Source organism: Methylobacterium sp. Leaf91, assembly GCF_001422815.1.
GTDB lineage: Bacteria > Pseudomonadota > Alphaproteobacteria > Rhizobiales > Beijerinckiaceae > Methylobacterium.
Map to the genome: position 1 here is coordinate 13,992 of NZ_LMMP01000049.1, position 17,049 is coordinate 31,040.

Here is a 17,049-nt window from a genome sequence, read left to right on the forward strand (position 1 = left end):
GTCGCGGGTGGGATGAACGGCGATGGCCGCTTCCTCAGTTCGCCACGGCGACGATCTCGCCGTCCTTGAACCGCGTGAACACGTAATCCTGTGGGCCGAGCGCGTCGTGACGGTCCGGGGCGAAGGGCTTGTCGTAGGTCTTGATCAGGCCGGGATAGGTGGCGATCTTGTAGAAGCCGTCGCGCACGTCCGGCCCCTTTGTGGACTTGGCCTCGCCAATCGCAAGGGCCAGGAGATGCGTCGCGTCGTACGCGTTGGCGATGCCCACGGCTGGGGTCACATCGGCCATGGACTTGATCGCCGGATACTTGGCCTTCAGGGCATCGAGCACCGCCATCGCCTTTGGCGAGGTATTGCCGGCGAAGGTGAAGGTCTGAATGAAATGCACCTTGGCGGCGCTCGGGCCGGCAAGCTCATCGAAGCGACCGCCGGCAGGCCCCCAATGCGACACGACGGGTACGCTCCATCCCATCCGGTCGAGGGATTTCACGATCTGGGCCGAGGGCCCGACATTGCCGACCAGGAACAGGGTGTCGGCGCCGGCCTCCTTCAGCCGCGTGAGTTGGGGCACCATGTCCACGTCGGACGCCTCGTATTTCTCGATGCCGGCGGCAGGAAGACCGGCTGTCTTCAAGGCCGCCGTCAGACCCTGCTGGTTCGACTCGCCCCAGGCGTTGTTGACGAGGATCATGCCGGGCTTCTTCGCCTGATGGGTCTTGATCGCATAGGCGACGAGAGCCTCGTCCACGAGGGCATCCACCGCCGAGACGCGGAAGGCGTAGTTGTCGGCGGCACCGTTACGCGTGATGCCGGTGCCCGCCGCCCAGGGGCCGAGGAAGGGCACTTTCATCTGGTTGGCGATGGGCACGATCGCCATCGAGACCGGGGTATCGAGACCGCCGACCAGGGCGACGACGCCGACGCGCTGGATCAGCTCCCGGGCGGCCAGCACGCCCTTCGACGGGTTGGCCTCGTCATCCCGCGCCACGAGCTCCAGAGGCCGCCCTAGAACGCCGCCGGCAGCGTTGACCTCGTCGATGGCGAGACCGATGCCTCGCGAGATCGCCTCGCCGGACTTGGCGGATTGGCCAGACAAGGCGGTTACGAGGCCGATCTTGATTGTCTCCGCCGCCTGCACCGGCGCGACGAACGCGAGACCGGCCAACGCGGTCGCCCCGAGGGCGAGGCGACGGGTCAGCGATGATGGGCTGTGCTTGCGCATGGACGGCTCTCCGGAAGAATCGGGCCCATCACCGCAACCACCATGCCATTTGTCAAAGCGTTGATATACTTCATCTAATTCCAAAAGCGCGGATTGCGATGCCTGCTTTCACGCCAAACTGCATACACTTATTGCATGCACTTTTTGCAAGCTCGGAGCAGTGTCGGGATCGAACGGAGACCAGAGCATGACCCAAGCGACCGAGGCAGAAACCATCACCGACACCGATGCGGCCATCGTCACTGCCTATCTCGAAGCCTCCATGGTGCCCGACCCTGAAACCGCCGCGCGCTATATGGCGCCGGGGATCGAGATCGTCTTCACTGGCGCCCGGGTCTTCCGGCATCCCCGCGAGGTGACGGCCTTCAACGCGGGCCGCTATGCCTGGGTGAAGAAGCGCATGGAGCGTCTGGACGTGGTGCCGGGAGAGGGAGTCACCACGGTCTACAGCCTCGGCACCCTTTACGGCGAATGGCCGGATGGAACGCCGTTCGAAGGCAATCGCTACGTCGACCGCTTCACGGTACGTGACGGTCTGATCGTGACGATGGAAGTCTGGAACGACAGTGCCGAACGACTGCTCACGAAGCACGGCGTCTCGGCTTAGGCGCTCCCCTCAGGCGTCGGCTCCGGCGAGCCGCCGCGTGTCGACGAAGGTGCGGCCATCCGGAAAGCGATAGCTGATGCTCTCGGACAGTCGTCCGTTGGCACGGATCAGGATCGCGGAGGGCCGGGTGAGATCGTCGATCCGCGTCAGCGCCTCGGCAACCGTCATCGGCACGTCGCGGCCGCCGCCGAGTTGACGCCACCATTGCACCGCCTTCTCTCGGGGGTAACCGGCCTGCTCCAAGGCGATCCGCACCCGGTGGCTCGACCCGTCATCGGTCTGGAACTCGACGTCGAGGCTGCCGGATGAAGCATGGCGGCCGAGCCGCCACCGGGAGACGCCGCGCCAGACCGGTACCGCGCGGGACAGGATCGGATGCTCGTCGTCGGCCGCGGCCTCATGGCTCGGCCCATCCTCGTCGGTCTCGTCCGGCTCGACCCAGCACGCCTCGCAGGTGCTGGCATTGAGAGCGATGAGCGCGCCGCAGCCGGGGCAGGGCTTGGCCCGGATCTCTCCCTCTCGGCCCTTGATCGCGGCGGCACTGCGCGCGGTGACGATATCTACCGGCCCGTGCATCCGTACCAGGCCGGCATAGTCGAGGATCAGCGCATCGGACTTGCCCGGCGCGGTCCGCAGCGCACGGCCCACCTGCTGGACGTAGAGGCCCGTGCTCTGGGTCGGCCGCAGCAGAGCGATGAGGTCCACGCGCGGGACGTTGAATCCGGTCGAAAGGACGCCGACCGAGGTCAGGCAGCGTAGCCTTCCGGCGGTGAAATCGCGCACGACCCGGTCGCGATCGCGCTTGCCGGTCTCGCCCGTCACCATTTCGCAGCTGAAGCCTTCCGCCCGCACCGCATCGCGCACCGCCTCGGCATGGGCGACACCGGCGCAGAAGGCGAGCCAGGCCCGGCGGTCGCGGCCGAAACCGGCCATTTCCTCCACCGCCGCGCGGGTGATCCAATCCTGGTTCACCGCCGCCTCGAGGGCGCTCGGGATGTAGTCGCCGCCGCGCTTGGCCACGCCAGACACGTCGAGCGCCGTGGCGGTGGCCTTGCAGATCAGCGGGGCGAGGTAGCCCTGGTGGATCAGGTCGCCGACATTGGCCTCATAGACGATGCGTTCGAACAGGCGGCCTTCGCCTTCGTCGAGGCGGCCGCTATCGAGGCGGTACGGAGTCGCGGTGAGGCCGACGACGCTCAGCTCCGGTCGGGCGGCACGCAGGGCCGCGAGGAACCGGCCGTACCGAGTCTCCGCGTCGCGAGGAATCAGATGGGCTTCATCGACCACCACGACATCGAAGGCACCGATGGCGTCGAAGCGGTTCCAGACCGATTGGATGCCGCAGAACAGGATCTGCGTCGCGGTTTCGCGTCGGTTCAAGCCGGCCGAGTAGATACCGGCCGGCGCAGCCGGCCAGTAGGTCATGAGCTCACGATGATTCTGGGCGATGAGCTCGCGGGTATGGGTGACGATGGCAATCCGCGCGCCGGGACGCTCGGCGAGCACTTCGCGGACCAGGGCCGCGATGACGAAGGCCTTGCCCGCCCCCGTGGGCAGGACGATCAGCCCATCGCCGGTCTCGTTGCGCCACGAGGCATAGAGTGCGTCGAGGCTGGCGCGCTGGTAGGGTCTCAGGTCCATCGCCGGCTCTGTAAGGCCGTTCTCGCCGAACCGGAACACTGCCCGGCGGGATGCGGCCTCGCCGGATGGTCAAGCCCCTTCGCCGACCACCTCATCGCGCATCACCCGCGCGATGCGCTCCACCATTCCCTGCGACAGACGGACGAACTGCCCGGTGCCATGCCCGCGCCCATCGAGTAACTCGGCGAAGAGGGGCTTCGCGGGCTCGCAGACCAGGGCCGCCACCGGCCGCGTATTGCGCCGCTTGGCCCGCAGCCGCTCGGCCAGCGCATCGGGAACGAAAGGTTCACGCAAGGCGGGCTTCTCCTGTCAGGGCCGACGGTCCGAGGAGAGGGGCCTAGGCTTTCAGGGTTGCCGAGAGATTAAAGCCGCCGGATTGGCGCATGTCGCAAGCCGGCGCGGAATCGCATTTGCGCCGCTTCAACCAGCCCGGCGTCGCAAAGTACTCTTCTCGGTGACGTAGGGTGCCAGGACCCGGCGGAGGTCCCGCTCGCGCGGCGGCTCGGCAACGATTTGCGCCCGCACGGCCACGGCATCGAGGTGATGATCCATCAGATGAGTCGCACGATCGACGTCGCCGGCCATGAGCGCCGCCACGATCTCGCGATGCTCGTTGACGGCGCAATCCGAGGAGTGCGGACGGCTGTACAGCGAGAGGGTCAGCGCGCAGCGATAGCCGAGCTCGGCCACGTAGCGGACGAGGACGGGGCTGCCGGTCATTCGCGCCAGCAGGAGGTGAAACTCGGTGGCGAGCCGGATCGATGGGGCTTCCGGTCCGCCACGGACCGCGTCCTCCTCGTCGATATGTGCGAGCAGAATCGCTTCCTGCTCGGCGGTGAGGCGACCGGCCAGTCGCTGGACCACGAGGCGCTCCAGGGAGATGCGGACCTCGAACGTGTCGCGTGCCTCTTCCCAGCTCGGCGTCGCCACGATGGCGATCCGGTTGCGGCGGAGTTCCACCAGCCCTTCACCGGCGAGTTGCCCCAGCACCTGCCGCGCGATGGTGCGGCTCACGCCGAAACGGTCGCCAAGGGCATCTTCCGGCAGGCGATCACCGGGCGCCAGCGCGCGCTCGACGATGGCGCGGCGCAGGGATTGGCACATCATTCCCACGCGATCCTTGGCCACCTGCGTCTCAATTCCCGCCATCGCCCACTCGCATCCCTCGTCGCAGCGTTTCGGCCACGGGCGTGTCTCCGGCACGCTTGTCATCGTCGCCCACCGGTGACGCAACCGCCATGCATGAGCGAGACCAAAGCTGAGCGGGAATCGAAGACTCTCGCAGAAGTTGCAAGGCCGCAGCACCAGCGCCACCGTGATGTGCTGGACGCTTCCCGACGTTACTGGCATCACCTCGACTGTTCGTCGAGCGGCCCGAGACACGCTTGTGACACCCGCTCCCGACGGCGCTTCCTGGAACAAGCCGCCGGCTCTCCCTTTCATCGTGCCCCAGCGAGCCACCCGATGACGATGCTCTCGCTCCTGTCCCTCCGCGCCCGTATCGAGGCGGGAACGCTCACCCCCGCCCAGGCCATCGTGCGGACCCGGGACGCGATAGCGGAGCACGAACCGTCGGTCCGTGCCTTCGTGGCGACCGATGCAACCCCGCAAGTGTCCGATACGGGCCCGCTCGCCGGCATCGCGGTTGGCATCAAGGACATCATCGACACCGCGCACCTCCCGACGCAGATGGGATCGTCGATCTATGCCGGTTGGCAGCCGCGCGCCGATGCGCCGATCGTGGCGCGTCTGAAGCGCCTCGGCGCCGTGCCCCTGGCCAAGACCACGACGACCGCCTTCGCCTTCGTCGATCCCACGGAGACACGAAATCCCCGCGCGCCGGGCCGGACCCCGGGTGGATCGTCCGCAGGTTCGGCAGCGGCGGTGGCCGCCGGGATGCTGCCGCTGGCACTGGGAACACAGACAGGCGGCTCGGTGATCCGGCCAGCGGCCTTTTGCGGCGTGGTGGGCGTGAAACCCTCGTTCCGGCTGCTGCCGACGGTCGGCGTGAAGTGCTTCTCCTGGACCCTCGACACACTCGGCCTGTTCGCCGCGAGCGCAGCCGACGCCGCCCATGCCCTCGCCCTCATCGCCGGCCGGCCGGAGATCGACGGGACGGGGCCGATTCCAAGGATCGGCCTCCTCGTTCCCGAGTATTGCGAGGCCGCCGAACCCGGCGCGCTGCAGGCTCTCGACCGGGCGCGGGTGATGGCGGAAGCGGCAGGTGCCGACATCCGCGACTTCGCGTTGCCCGACGAGTTCCGCCATGCCTTCGATGCGCACGCGACGATCCAGGATTTCGAATCGGCGCAAGCCCTCGCCTGGGAATACGATACCCACCGCGATTCGCTGCCGCCGCTCCTGCGCGGCCATCTCGACACCGCCCGGACCATCGAGGCCGCTACCTACGATGCCGCCCGGCGGGTGGCTCATCATGCGAGGCGCAGCCTGCGGGACATCCTGCGCGATTCCGATCTCGACATCCTTCTGACGGTCTCGGCCCCGGGCCGGGCGCCGGAGGGGTACGCCTCCACCGGGGATTCCCGCTTCAACCGGCTCTGGACGCTGATGGGAGTGCCCTGCGTCACCATCCCCGTGCCGGGGGAGGGGGCCCCGCTCGGCGTGCAGATCATCGCCCGTTTCGGGGACGATGCTCGTGCACTCTCGGCCGCGAGGTTCCTGGAAAAGGCTTTCGCCAAGCAGTCATGACGGCAGCCCGGTTGCCCGGCTGCCGTCGCAAGTCTGCGACTCGGATGATCGAAGCTCAGGCCAGCGCTAAACCTCTATTGATCGTGCGTCATGAAAAGGCCGGCGTCTTAGAGAAGAGACAAGCGCGGCGGCTTCGCTTCGCCTGGGTCGTCCAGACTTCTCCGCTGAACGGTGAGCTACGTTTCCATGCGCCTGCTTCAGCTTCTCTCGATCCTCATGCTCTTGGCATTGTCCTCGACGGCTCGGGCGGTTGAGGCGCCGCCGGTGAGCGGCGCAACCGCGCCAGCCCCGGCAGTGACCATCGTGCCGGCCGCCGGCCGGGAGATCGTCGAGCAGGCCGTGGTCACCGGCACGCTCGTCCCGCGCGACGAGATCTTGGTGGCGCCTGAGATCGAGGGCTACCGCATCACGGAATTGCTGGTGGAGGAGGGAGCAGAGGTCACGAAGGGCCAGGTCCTGGCCCGGCTCTCGTTGGAGATGATCGCCACGCAGGAGGCGGCCAACGCCGCCGCCGTCGCCAAGGCTCACGCGGCCATCGTTCAGGCACGTAGCCAGATCGTCCAGTCCGAGGCCGCGCAGATCGAGGCCAACCTCGCGCTGGAACGCGCCCGCTCCCTCATCAAGACCGGGAACGCCACGGCGGCGGTGCTGGAGCAGCGGGTCTCGGCAGCCCAAGGCGGCGAAGGCCGGCTCGCCGCGGCGAAGGGCGGCTTGCAACTCGCCGAGGCCGATCTCTCGGCGGCGCGGGCGCAGAGCAACGAGATCGCGCTCAAGCGCGCGCGCACCGACATCAAGGCACCCGACGGAGGCATCGTCAGCCGCCGCACCGCCCGGATCGGCGCGGCGGCGACGTCCACGGGCGAACCGTTGTTCCGGCTTATCGCGCGCGGCGAGATCGAACTCGAAGGCGAAGTGCCGGAAACCTGGATGCCCCGGATCAAGCGCGGCAACATCGTGCGCCTCGAAGCGGACCAGGGGCGAATCGTGACGGGCAAGGTCCGACGGATCGACCCCGAGATCGACCGGCTGACGCGCCTCGGCAAGATCCGTATCAGCCTCGACCGCGACCCGGCCCTGCGCATCGGCGCCTTCGCGCGCGGCAAGGTCGAGGTGGCGCGGCGCGATTCCGTGGCCGTCCCCCTCTCCGCGGTACTCTACGGGATCGATGGCTCGGCCCTCGTCTACGTGGTGAATGACGGCACGGTGGAGGCCCGCAAGGTCGTCTCCGGCCTCGCGGCGGACGGGTTCATGGAAATCCGCGAGGGGTTGAAATCCGGTGAGGCCGTCGTCGCGCGGGCCAGCAGCTTCCTTCGCCATGGCGACCGGGTCAGACCGGTGCAGCCGAAAGCCGAAGCCGCCGCCTCCGTGACGTCGCGCTGAGAATCGGACCCGTCAGCCCATGCGCCTCAACATCTCAGCCTGGGCGATCCGCAAGCCGATCACCTCGATCGTGCTGTTCCTCGTCCTGATGATCCTCGGGCTCGTCAGCTTCCGCTCGCTGCCGATCACGCAATTCCCGAACATCGACATCCCGATCGTGGCGATCCAGGTCACCCAGGCCGGCGCGGCTCCCTCCGAGCTGCAGACCCAGGTGACGAAGGTGGTGGAGGATGCGGTCGCCGGGGTGAAGGGCGTCAAGCACATCATCTCGACGATCTCGGAAGGCGTCTCGGCTACCACCATCGAGTTCCGCCTCGAAGTGAACGTGGACCGCGCCGTCAATGACGTGAAGGACGCCATCGCCAAGGTGCGGGTGACGCTTCCGCGCACCATCGACGAGCCGATCATCAGCCGCGTCGAGATCGCCGGCCTGCCGATCATGGTCTACGGCGCCTCGGCGCCGGCGATGACGCCGGAAGACTTGTCCTGGCTCATCGACGACGTGATCGCCCGGCAGGTCCAGGGCGTGAAAGGCGTCGGCGGAGTCGAGCGTCTGGGCGGTGTCGCTCGCGAGATCCGTGTGACACTCAAACCCGACCGGCTCCTGGCACTTGGCATCACCGCGGCGGACGTGAACCGCCAGCTCCGACTCACCTCGGCCGACATGGCGGGCGGGCGCGGCGAACTCGGCGGCCAGGAACAATCGATCCGAACGCTGGCCGGCGCCGCCAGCCTCGATACCCTGGCCCAGACCTCGATCGTCGTACCGGGCAACCGCAAGGTCCGCCTGGACGAGTTGGCGACGCTGGTGGACGGGTCGGAGGAGCCGCGCACCTTCGCACGCTTCAATGGCGAGCCCGTCGTCGCCTTCGCGATCTCGCGTGCGACGGGCGCCAGCGATGCCGAGGTCGCCAGCGCGGTGGCTCGCAAGATCGCCGATCTCGCGGCGAAGAATCCCGGTGTCCGGTTCGACCTAATCGACACCTCCGTCATCAACACGGTGGGCAACTACCATTCGGCGATGCTGAGCCTCATCGAAGGCGCGGCGCTGGCCGTCATCGTCGTGTTCCTGTTCCTGCGGGACTGGCGGGCGACGCTCATCGCCTCCATCGCGCTGCCGCTCTCGGTGCTGCCGACCTTCTGGGTGATGAGTACCCTCGGCTTCTCGCTCAATGCCGTCAGCCTGCTGGCCATCACCCTCGTGACGGGCATTCTGGTGGACGATGCCATCGTGGAGATCGAGAACATCGTCCGCCACATGCGGATGGGTAAATCCGCCTACCGGGCGGCCCTCGAAGCCGCCGACGAGATCGGCCTCGCGGTCATCGCGATCACCGCCACGATCATCGCTATCTTCGCACCCGTCTCCTTCATGAGCGGCATCGCCGGTCAGTATTTCAAACAGTTCGGCCTCACCATCGCGGCGGCCGTGTTCATGTCCCTGCTGGTGGCCCGCCTCATCACGCCGCTGCTCGCCGCCTATTTCTTGCGCGATCACGGTCCCGACCACGAGCGCGAGGGGCCTGTGATGCGGGCCTATACCCGCGTGGTCGCGTGGTCCGTCAGGCATAAATACGTCACGCTGGTCGTCGGCCTCGCGTGCTTTGCCGGGTCGATCATGTCCACCGGGCTGCTGCCCGCCGGCTTCCTTCCCGCAGAGGATGCGGCACGAACGATCTTCGTCGTGGAATTGCCGCCCGGTGCCCGCCTCGCCGACACCACCCGCGTCACGGACGGCATCGTCGACAAGATCAGGGCGCTGCCTGAAGTCCGCAGCGTATTCGTGGATGGCGGCCGCCAGTTGCCGGCCAAGAAGGAGGTGCGGCTCGCGAGCTTCACCATCAACCTGACGCCGAAGAACGCCCGTCATCGCACGCAGAAGCAGCTCGACCGGATCATCGGTGCGATTCTGCGAGAGGAGCCGGACATCCGGTTCTGGTCGCTGCGAGACAGCGGGCAGCGCGATCTCGCGCTCATCATTTCGGGGCCGGACCTGCGCCTCGTCTCGGAGACGGCGGCGCAGTTGCAGCGTGAGGCGGCCACCGTGCCCCACCTCGTCAACGTACTCTCCACGGCACCGCTCGACCGTACCGAGATCCGCATCCGCCCCAAAGCCGGCGTCGCCGCCGATCTCGGTGTCTCCACGGACCTCATCGCCGAGACCGTGCGGGTGGGGACGATCGGCGACATCGGCGCCAACCTCGCCAAGTTCAACGCCGTCGACCGGCAGGTGCCGATACGGGTGCAGCTGCCCCTCGCCCTGCGCGGAGACCTGTCCCAGTTGGAGAGCCTGAAAGTCCCGGTGAAGGGGGGCGCCTCCGTTCCGCTCTCCACGGTGGCCGATCTCAGCCTCGGTCGCGGTCCCACGGCGATCGACCGTTACGACCGCTCGATCCGCGTGGCCCTGGAGGCCGACATGGAGGGCTCGGACGCGCTGGGCACCCTGATCGAAGCCGTGATGGCGCTGCCGACCGCGCAGAACCTGCCGCCGGGCGTGAGCATCAGCCAGACCGGCGATGCGGAAATCATGGGCGAGGTGTTCGAAGGGTTCGCCCTCGCCATGGGTGCGGGACTGATGATGGTCTTCGGCGTTCTGGTGCTGCTGTTCGGAAACTTCCTGCAGCCGCTCACCATCCTGTTCTCGCTCCCTCTCTCCATCGGGGGAGCGATCCTCGGTCTCTTGATCTTCCACATGCCGATCTCAATGCCGGTGGTCATCGGCATCCTGATGCTCATGGGCGTGGTCACCAAGAACGCGATCATGCTGGTGGATTTCGCCATCGAGGAAATGGCGCGGGGCGTGGATCGCGCCACCGCGATCATCGATGCGGGGCGTAAGCGCGCCCGCCCCATCGTCATGACCACCATCGCCATGGCGGCGGGCATGGTGCCGTCGGCCATGGCGCTCGGCATCGGTGGCGAATTCCGCGCGCCGATGGCCGTCGCGGTCATCGGCGGCCTCATCGTCTCGACCGGCCTGTCGCTGATCTTCGTGCCGGCCATCTTCGTCCTGGTCGACGACCTGTCTCGCCTTTTCGTCCGACTCTTCGGCCGTTTCATCGGGCGGAAGGACGAACCCACCGAGGGGGTATTCGCCCTGCCGGCCACACTGGCCAATGACGGAAAGGGCTTTCCGTCACGCTCCGCGGCCGAGTAGGCGCTGGTCTCAGCCCTTCCTATCGAGCGGACGCCCCAGCAGCCGCGCGAACTCGGCCTCGATCTCCTCCACTGAGAATGGATTCTGTGCGGCGGGAGGGGCGCGACGCGGGGCCAGCGGCTCCTTGCTCGCCGGTTCCCGAGCGGCTGGGAGAGGAGGTGGTGGTGCCGGCAAGAATACTTCCGGTTCGCTTTTGTCCTGACCGTCGGGAGCAGACTCACTCGGAACGGGCTCGTCCCGGCTCGGCTTCACCGTCGATGGATCGGCCTTGGGAGGCACGGCGGCCTGCGGCGGTTCGGCGTCTGCGGGCTCGGCCATGGCGGCCGCAATCGGATCCACCGGCCGATCAGGGGCGGATTTCTCTGTCTTCATCGGATCGAGAACCGGCTCAGGCCTCGGCGCAGGCTTGGGCTCCGCCAGCGGCGTGGATGCCTTCGGCGGCACGGCCTGCGGCGACGGAGAAATTGCGGCGGATGGCCGGCGAAGAGCCTCTTCGAGCTGCCTTGCCATGTCGGACAGGATCGCCGCGTCCACCGGACGGGAACTCGTCGGCCGCGCCAACGGCGGCGGAACGGCGGGAACCTGCTCGACCATCGGGGCGGGTTTCGCCGTGGGTTGTGGACGCATCGGCGGCTCGGTGCGCGCAGGCTCGGTCACCGGTGGCGCGACCGGGGTCGGGGGGGCTTCAACGACCTCGTTGGCATTCGGTGTTGCCGCGGCGGGCACAGGCGGTTCATCGGCCACATCCGAGCGTGCCTCCGTGGGGCGCTGACGGTCGGGGGCTTCGGCCTTGAGGTTCGCGAGCGGCGGCGGATTCCGACGGGCCGCCTTTGCGGCGATGATGTCGGCTTTGCTGGGCTTCGGAGCGGTCTTCGGCTCTTCGGGAGCATCGCCGCGCGGCTTGGGCATTGCCGCCAGTTCCGGCGCCGCTGCCGGTGAACTCGGCTCGCTGTAGGCCTGAGCTTTCGAGACTTGAGATTGGGGTGTCGGCGGCTGCAGATCCGGCACTTGAAAGACCGGCGCCTGGAACATCGGAGGCTCGGTCGGCCGCGCAGGCTCGAAGGTCGACTCCTCCTGGAGCGGCTCGACCTTGGCCACTTCGTCGACAGGGAGGCGGGCGCCGGCGCCGCGATGGATGTTGCGTTCTACGATGACGTCGTTGGGGCCACCGACGAGAAGCAGATGCTCGACATTGTCCCGGCGCAGCAGGATCAGTTGCCGCTGCCTGTCGAGTTCGTAGATATCGACGATACCGAGGCGGGGCTGTCGTCCGCGGGGGCCGGATTTGGCCAACGCCATGCCCCTTCCCGAGAATCGCCGGAAGACCAGCACGATCGCGGCCAGCACGGCGAAGATGACGGCGAAGATGATCAGGAACTGGAGCGGAAACGAGCCGTCCGAATTAAAGAACGCTGACAAGATCGGGCTCTTTCGGGTTTCTGGCCGAGGCCATACGCACAGGTTGTCCTGATATCACGCTTGGGGCGGTCACAGGCAATAACGTTAAGATTTCGTTTACGGTAACTCGTTGATTTGGTTAACGCACGTTCCCCTGCTCGCTGAAATTGCAGGAATGCCGTTGCCCACAGAAAAAGCCCGGCACGCGATAATCGCGGTAGGGCCAAGAGCAACCGGGACCGCCAGCGACCAGTGTTATATGACGTGTATGACCGAGCTTATAGAAATGCTTGGTCACCCAAGAAGCGAGCGATCGCACGAGCTCAAGCAGCTGAGCGGCAACACGCCAGTGATCGCGTGCTTGGCGAGCATATTGTTAAGGTCGCTGGAATTATTATGCCCATATAGCCAGTCGTCGATGACCGGTGAGGCGTTCATCTGAAACAAAAAGCCCGCCACGGCATGAGCCGGGCGGGCGAAGTCCGTTCAGGGGAGGAACACGAGGTCATGCCCAGGAGGCCGTACTAGTTCCGACTTGGTGCGATCCTGTACAGAGGAGAAATCAGCTCAGAGAGGTCTGTAGGTCGATCGCGCACCCCGCTACCGGCAAGTCGCCGCCTCACGGAACTCGTCCAGCCCCACAGTGACGTGTCGGCCGTTTTCGACGATGCCGGGATGTGCCGCCCGCCTAGAACATGGGAGTGCCCCCTGTCACCGGCACCAACGCGCCGGACATGTAGCTGCCCTCGCGCGAAGCCAGAAGGACATAGGCCGGCGCGAGCTCGGCAGGCTGACCCGCTCGGCCAAGGGGGGTGTCCTCTCCGAGCTTCTCGATCTGCTCCGGGCTTTTCACGATGGGTTGGATGGGTGTCCAGATCGGGCCGGGCGCCACGCAATTCACCCGAATACCCTTGGGGGCGAGCAAGTTCGACAAGCCAATGGTGAGGCTCGCGATGGCGCCCTTTGTCGCTGCGTAGATCAGCATCGTCTTATCGGCGATCTTGGCCTGCTGACTGGTCGAATTGACGATCGCGGAGCCGGGTTTCATGTGAGGTACCGCCGCTTGGCAGAGGTAGTACATGGCGAACACATTGGCTCTGAACGACCCTTCGAGATCCTCCGACGTCACGTCGTCGAGATCTTCGTTGACCGTCTGCGCAGCTGCGTTGTTCACCAGGATGTCGATGCCACCCAGCGCTTCGACGGTGCGAGCGACGAGTTCACGGCAATGCGCCTCGTCGCGTAGATCGCCCGGCAGCAACAGAGCACGCCGGTCGGCCTTCTCGATCCACCGAGCGGTCTCCTCCGCATCGGACTGCTCAACCGGCAGGTAGGAGATTGCGACATCCGCTCCTTCACGGGCATAGGCGATCGCCACCGCGCGACCAATTCCGCTGTCGCCCCCCGTGATCAAGGCGACCTTGCCGATCAACAATCCCTTGCCGACATAACTCTCCTCACCATGGTCCGGCACGGGTGTCATCTTCGAGGTCAAGCCAGGTCGTTCCTGCTGCTGGTCTCCGGGGAAAGGCGGGCGGGGGCCGGCGGTGCGTGGGTCTGAGGTCATCGTCTGTCCTTCCGAGGGCCTCGGCTAACGTGACAGAAGGCCGTTCGTAGCTGCGGCAGAATGGTGCTGGAATGTGCAACCTCTACAGCCTCATCACTTCGCAGGCAGACATCCGTAAAGCATTCGGCGTTGCGGAGGATCGCGCCGGAAACCTCCCGAGGATGCCGGGCATCTTCCCCGACCAGATGGCGCCCATCGTACGGATCGAGGATGGCAGGCAGGCCCTCGAGATGTTTCGATGGGGCATCCCAGGTCCGAAGCAGTACGGCGAGAATCCGGTCACAAACGTCCGGAACGTGAAGAGCCCGCACTGGCGGCCCTGGCTGAAGCCGGAATACCGCTGTCTCGTCCCGGTCTCCTCTTTCAGCGAGTACGCGGACACCAAGCCGAAGAAGACGCCCACGTGGTTCGCCCTCGATGACGACCGTCCGCTCTTCGCCTTCGCCGGCATCTGGCGTCCCTGGACCGGCGTGCGCGGTACCAAGGCCGAGAACCCCGACCGCGAGGAAGCCGAGCACCGGCTGTTCTCGTTTCTCACGACAGAGGCCAATGGGATCGTCGGCCCGGTTCACCCGAAGGCCATGCCGGTCCTGTTGACGACATCGGAGGAGTGGCGGACGTGGCTCGAGGCGCCGACCGAGATCGCCCTCGAGCTACAGCGCCCGCTGCCCGACACCATGATGAAGGTTGTGGCGGCCGGAGCCCGGCGTGATCCGGCAGAATGACTATCGCGCGCCGGTTGTCTCAGTCCTGTAAACAGATCCGTCGCGATATGAATCTAAACGAGCCGGTGCATTGCATGCACAGGTTGAGAAGCGAGAGACAGCCGGAGCGAGCCGACCTATTTGTGGGGGCCCTTGGCTAGGAACGCGTCCTCGGGCCTTGCGTCGTGAGCCTATTGACCGCCGATTCTGCGGCAAGACCTATCAGAGCGCCTGTCAACACATCTGCGGGGAAATGCGCCCCGCGTAGAACTTGAGCTGCGACAACCCCGGCAGCGGTGACATACGCGACACCCTTGACCTCGGGATAGACTCGAGCGGCGGCACAAGCGACCGCGGTACTCAGGGCGGAATGGCCCGAGGGGAAGGATTGCCATGGCCCGTTGCCGGTTCCAGGCCACCCTCGCGCGTAGATCCCCTCATCCATGAGGACGTTTGGGCGCGTTCGATGCACCGTCCGTTTCAAGCTCGTTTTCACGACGCTCGCCAGAATACCGGCCTGGAGCATGTGTCGGCCTGCCTCAGCGAGGCGGCGATCGCGCTTCACGATGCCCAAGGCCAAAGCACCAGCCGACAGAGCGAGCAGCGACTTCCAACTCCCGATTTCGCTCGCTAGCCCTAGCGCTCGAACGGCCGGATGATTCTTGGCGCCTGCGAGCGTCAGCCCCGCCGTGACGTCTCCAGCCTCGAAACGATCGGCGATAGCCGATGCCCTGGAATGAGACTGTCGAAGGGGCGATCGCGCAAGCATGGCCTTAAACGCCCGCCATCGGGAATCGTTCGCCGCTGCCTTGACGGACAGAAGCTCCTACACCGCTTCGGACTGATTGGATGATGCCTTTGGGCCGTCACCTGTGATGCATCGGGCATAGCGCCTCCATCCTGCGCCCCCTATTCCGTCCGGCCCATCACAACTGCCGGGCCCCATGTCTGCATCACCCGCCTTCAAGATCGAACCAGGCAGCCCCCAATCGTGGCGTGAAGCCTTCCTCAGCATGAAGCCTAATGTGGTCCCTTGCCCTGGGCTGACGGTACAGAATTGGCAGGGCGTCCATGCCGCGGCCCTGGACTTCCTCGACAAGTACGCCGACGAGGCTGGCCGTCTCGGCTGGACGACGCTGGACTTGTTCGGCGTGCACCCCGAACTCGGCGTGATCCGCTCCGATTTCTGCGGAGCCCTCGTTCTGAGTAGCGATCTCGTGTCGAAGGTCGAGCCGGACTTCATCCGTTTCGAGCGGACGCGATACTTTCGGACTGTGCCGGGGCGACCGCACGGTGCCGTGCCGATCTGGACGGTGAAGCGTTAGACGCAGCGGATGACCGTTCGAGCCGCGAGTCCTGTGTCGAGATATCTGCCTCGTCTCGCGTGCCGCAAACGCACGGTGCTGCGGCACTCGTACCGGGTTCGCGTGGCGAACCTAGCGAGGGTGCGTGACGTTGTGGGTTTATGACAAATGCGCCTCACACCCCGACCTCGGACAAAATCGCGGATGCGAACCGCCGGGAAATCGCGATTGAGCATCTGCTGTTTGGCACGATTCGGTTCGTCGCCCAGCGCCACCCGGACTTACTGGACGAACTCGACCGCAGCGTGGATCATCTTTGGGACAAGGCTCATGACGACACCCGAGATGATGAGGCTGTGCGCGAGATAGCGAGGCGTTTCATCAACAGCCTTCGTGCTTCGGATTAGGCCGAGGGGTTAAGGCCCGCGGGTTTCCTCGATCAGTTGTTGAAGCCTAAGGTTCGAGTAAGCCGGCTCAGCCCTGCGGGTGGCTTGAGGGAATGGGACCGCGATGGCGTTTAAAGCGAAATCAGCCTCGGAGACGAAGGCCGCCGATCTGGCGCTGGCCCTCGCTCGGATTGCCGACCGCGAAGGAGCGCCGGTGAGCATCGGCGTCGAGCAATTGCGACGCGGCAACCCCCGACTGACACCCCTGGCGATCGGCCAGATGTACCGGAAGCACCGCGATATCCTCGAAGCGGGTTTGGCTGAGCGCGGGTACGTTCTGGTCGATTATACCGACCAGGGTCCCGGGCGGGGGATGGAATTCGAGGTCGGGGCTGCCTGATCCGTTGAGCGATGAGCGAACTGCCCCGCGTGGCCGGAGCCATGCGGGGCAGGGTTCGCAACACGCAGAGGGTCAAGCGAGATCGTTCTGCCCCTCGGGATCATCAGACAGCCGCTCGGCCGGATCGACGGTTTCCTGGGTATGGCTGCCTTCGATCTTCGAGGTTTTCGTGATGACCTGATCCATTGGTACGTTCAGCGGATCCTGAGCGTCCGGCGCAGCCGTTGGGCCTGCCTCATCGGTTTGGGGCGTTTTCTTTTCGGTCATGGTGTCCTCGCTGGCGTCTTGAACGAGACCAACGACTGGGCGAGACGGATGTTCGAGCAGGATCCTGTCTCACGTCATCTGTGCGAGCGCGCATATATTAACGGTGAAGCTCGAACTGCCTGGATGGGCAGGACTTGGGGGCCAAGAGCAATGGTGCCGACACAATCGCGATATGTCGTAAGGCCCCTCAAGGGAATCGCGGGGCTCGTACTCTTATGGCTGAGCTATCAGATATGGTTTGGGCTGATCACGTACCTACCGCGTGATAGCGCGTTGGGCTGGAGCGCAGCGACCGCACTTGGCGCGC

The 17,049-nt window shown here is 65.9% G+C and carries 16 protein-coding genes; 8 read left to right on the forward strand and 8 right to left on the reverse strand.

Annotated elements, in window-relative coordinates; translation table 11 throughout:
- Positions 1-34: 34 nt before the first annotated feature.
- Positions 35-1,222, reverse strand: a complete 1,188-nt coding sequence (locus ASF32_RS19960) for an ABC transporter substrate-binding protein (protein WP_056432567.1) — start codon at positions 1,220-1,222, stop codon at positions 35-37.
- 187 nt (positions 1,223-1,409) lie between these two features.
- Between ASF32_RS19960 and ASF32_RS19965 the strand changes: the two genes are divergently transcribed.
- Entirely contained in the window at positions 1,410-1,829 is a 420-nt protein-coding gene (locus tag ASF32_RS19965) for a nuclear transport factor 2 family protein (protein WP_056432572.1), read from the forward strand.
- Positions 1,830-1,838: 9 nt separating this feature from the next.
- Here the strand turns inward: ASF32_RS19965 and ASF32_RS19970 are convergent, their stop codons facing one another.
- The 3 genes from ASF32_RS19970 to ASF32_RS19980 all read right to left on the reverse strand — a co-directional run bounded on the left by ASF32_RS19970 (position 1,839) and on the right by ASF32_RS19980 (position 4,619).
- Entirely contained in the window at positions 1,839-3,470 is a 1,632-nt protein-coding gene (locus tag ASF32_RS19970; protein ID WP_056433096.1) for a DEAD/DEAH box helicase, read from the reverse strand.
- Between the two features lie 69 nt (positions 3,471-3,539).
- Positions 3,540-3,764 carry a hypothetical protein gene (locus ASF32_RS19975; RefSeq protein ID WP_056432575.1) on the reverse strand — a complete coding sequence of 75 codons (225 nt, stop codon included), beginning with the start codon at positions 3,762-3,764 and terminating at the stop codon, positions 3,540-3,542.
- 126 nt (positions 3,765-3,890) lie between these two features.
- Entirely contained in the window at positions 3,891-4,619 is a 729-nt protein-coding gene (locus tag ASF32_RS19980; protein WP_056432578.1) for a GntR family transcriptional regulator, read from the reverse strand.
- Positions 4,620-4,940: 321 nt separating this feature from the next.
- Between ASF32_RS19980 and ASF32_RS19985 the strand changes: the two genes are divergently transcribed.
- The 3 genes from ASF32_RS19985 (at position 4,941) to ASF32_RS19995 (ending at position 10,716) form a co-directional block, all read left to right on the forward strand.
- A complete protein-coding gene (locus ASF32_RS19985; protein ID WP_056433104.1) occupies positions 4,941-6,179 on the forward strand; it encodes an amidase in 1,239 nt (412 codons plus the stop codon).
- A 186-nt stretch (positions 6,180-6,365) separates the two neighbouring features.
- Positions 6,366-7,559, forward strand: coding sequence for an efflux RND transporter periplasmic adaptor subunit (locus ASF32_RS19990; protein ID WP_056432581.1), 1,194 nt, complete (start codon positions 6,366-6,368; stop codon positions 7,557-7,559).
- Between the two features lie 19 nt (positions 7,560-7,578).
- Positions 7,579-10,716 (forward strand): efflux RND transporter permease subunit, encoded by a 3,138-nt coding sequence (locus tag ASF32_RS19995; protein ID WP_056432584.1) that lies wholly within the window; start codon positions 7,579-7,581, stop codon positions 10,714-10,716.
- Positions 10,717-10,725: 9 nt separating this feature from the next.
- On the opposite strand, the gene ASF32_RS20000 is transcribed toward ASF32_RS19995, so the two are convergent.
- Positions 10,726-12,135 carry a hypothetical protein gene (locus tag ASF32_RS20000; RefSeq protein WP_056432587.1) on the reverse strand — a complete coding sequence of 470 codons (1,410 nt, stop codon included), beginning with the start codon at positions 12,133-12,135 and terminating at the stop codon, positions 10,726-10,728.
- Positions 12,136-12,802: 667 nt separating this feature from the next.
- Complete coding sequence (locus tag ASF32_RS20010; RefSeq protein ID WP_056432595.1) at positions 12,803-13,681, reverse strand: SDR family oxidoreductase; 879 nt, start codon at positions 13,679-13,681, stop codon at positions 12,803-12,805.
- Between the two features lie 71 nt (positions 13,682-13,752).
- Here ASF32_RS20010 and ASF32_RS20015 point away from each other — a divergent pair, with 71 nt between their 5' ends.
- Positions 13,753-14,406, forward strand: coding sequence for an SOS response-associated peptidase (locus ASF32_RS20015; protein ID WP_056432599.1), 654 nt, complete (start codon positions 13,753-13,755; stop codon positions 14,404-14,406).
- Positions 14,407-14,542: 136 nt separating this feature from the next.
- Here ASF32_RS20015 and ASF32_RS26995 read toward each other — a convergent pair whose 3' ends face one another.
- Complete coding sequence (locus ASF32_RS26995; protein ID WP_082470035.1) at positions 14,543-15,154, reverse strand: phosphatase PAP2 family protein; 612 nt, start codon at positions 15,152-15,154, stop codon at positions 14,543-14,545.
- Between the two features lie 175 nt (positions 15,155-15,329).
- Between ASF32_RS26995 and ASF32_RS20020 the strand changes: the two genes are divergently transcribed.
- The 3 genes from ASF32_RS20020 (at position 15,330) to ASF32_RS20030 (ending at position 16,475) form a co-directional block, all read left to right on the forward strand.
- The gene (locus ASF32_RS20020) at positions 15,330-15,710 is read left to right on the forward strand and encodes a hypothetical protein (protein ID WP_082470037.1); all 381 of its coding nucleotides are present in this window, start codon (positions 15,330-15,332) and stop codon (positions 15,708-15,710) included.
- 140 nt (positions 15,711-15,850) lie between these two features.
- A complete protein-coding gene (locus tag ASF32_RS20025) occupies positions 15,851-16,096 on the forward strand; it encodes a hypothetical protein (protein ID WP_056432602.1) in 246 nt (81 codons plus the stop codon).
- Between the two features lie 103 nt (positions 16,097-16,199).
- Complete coding sequence (locus ASF32_RS20030) at positions 16,200-16,475, forward strand: hypothetical protein (protein ID WP_056432605.1); 276 nt, start codon at positions 16,200-16,202, stop codon at positions 16,473-16,475.
- A gap of 72 nt (positions 16,476-16,547) precedes the next feature.
- Here ASF32_RS20030 and ASF32_RS25620 read toward each other — a convergent pair whose 3' ends face one another.
- A complete protein-coding gene (locus ASF32_RS25620; RefSeq protein WP_156467913.1) occupies positions 16,548-16,742 on the reverse strand; it encodes a hypothetical protein in 195 nt (64 codons plus the stop codon).
- Positions 16,743-17,049 lie beyond the last annotated feature (307 nt).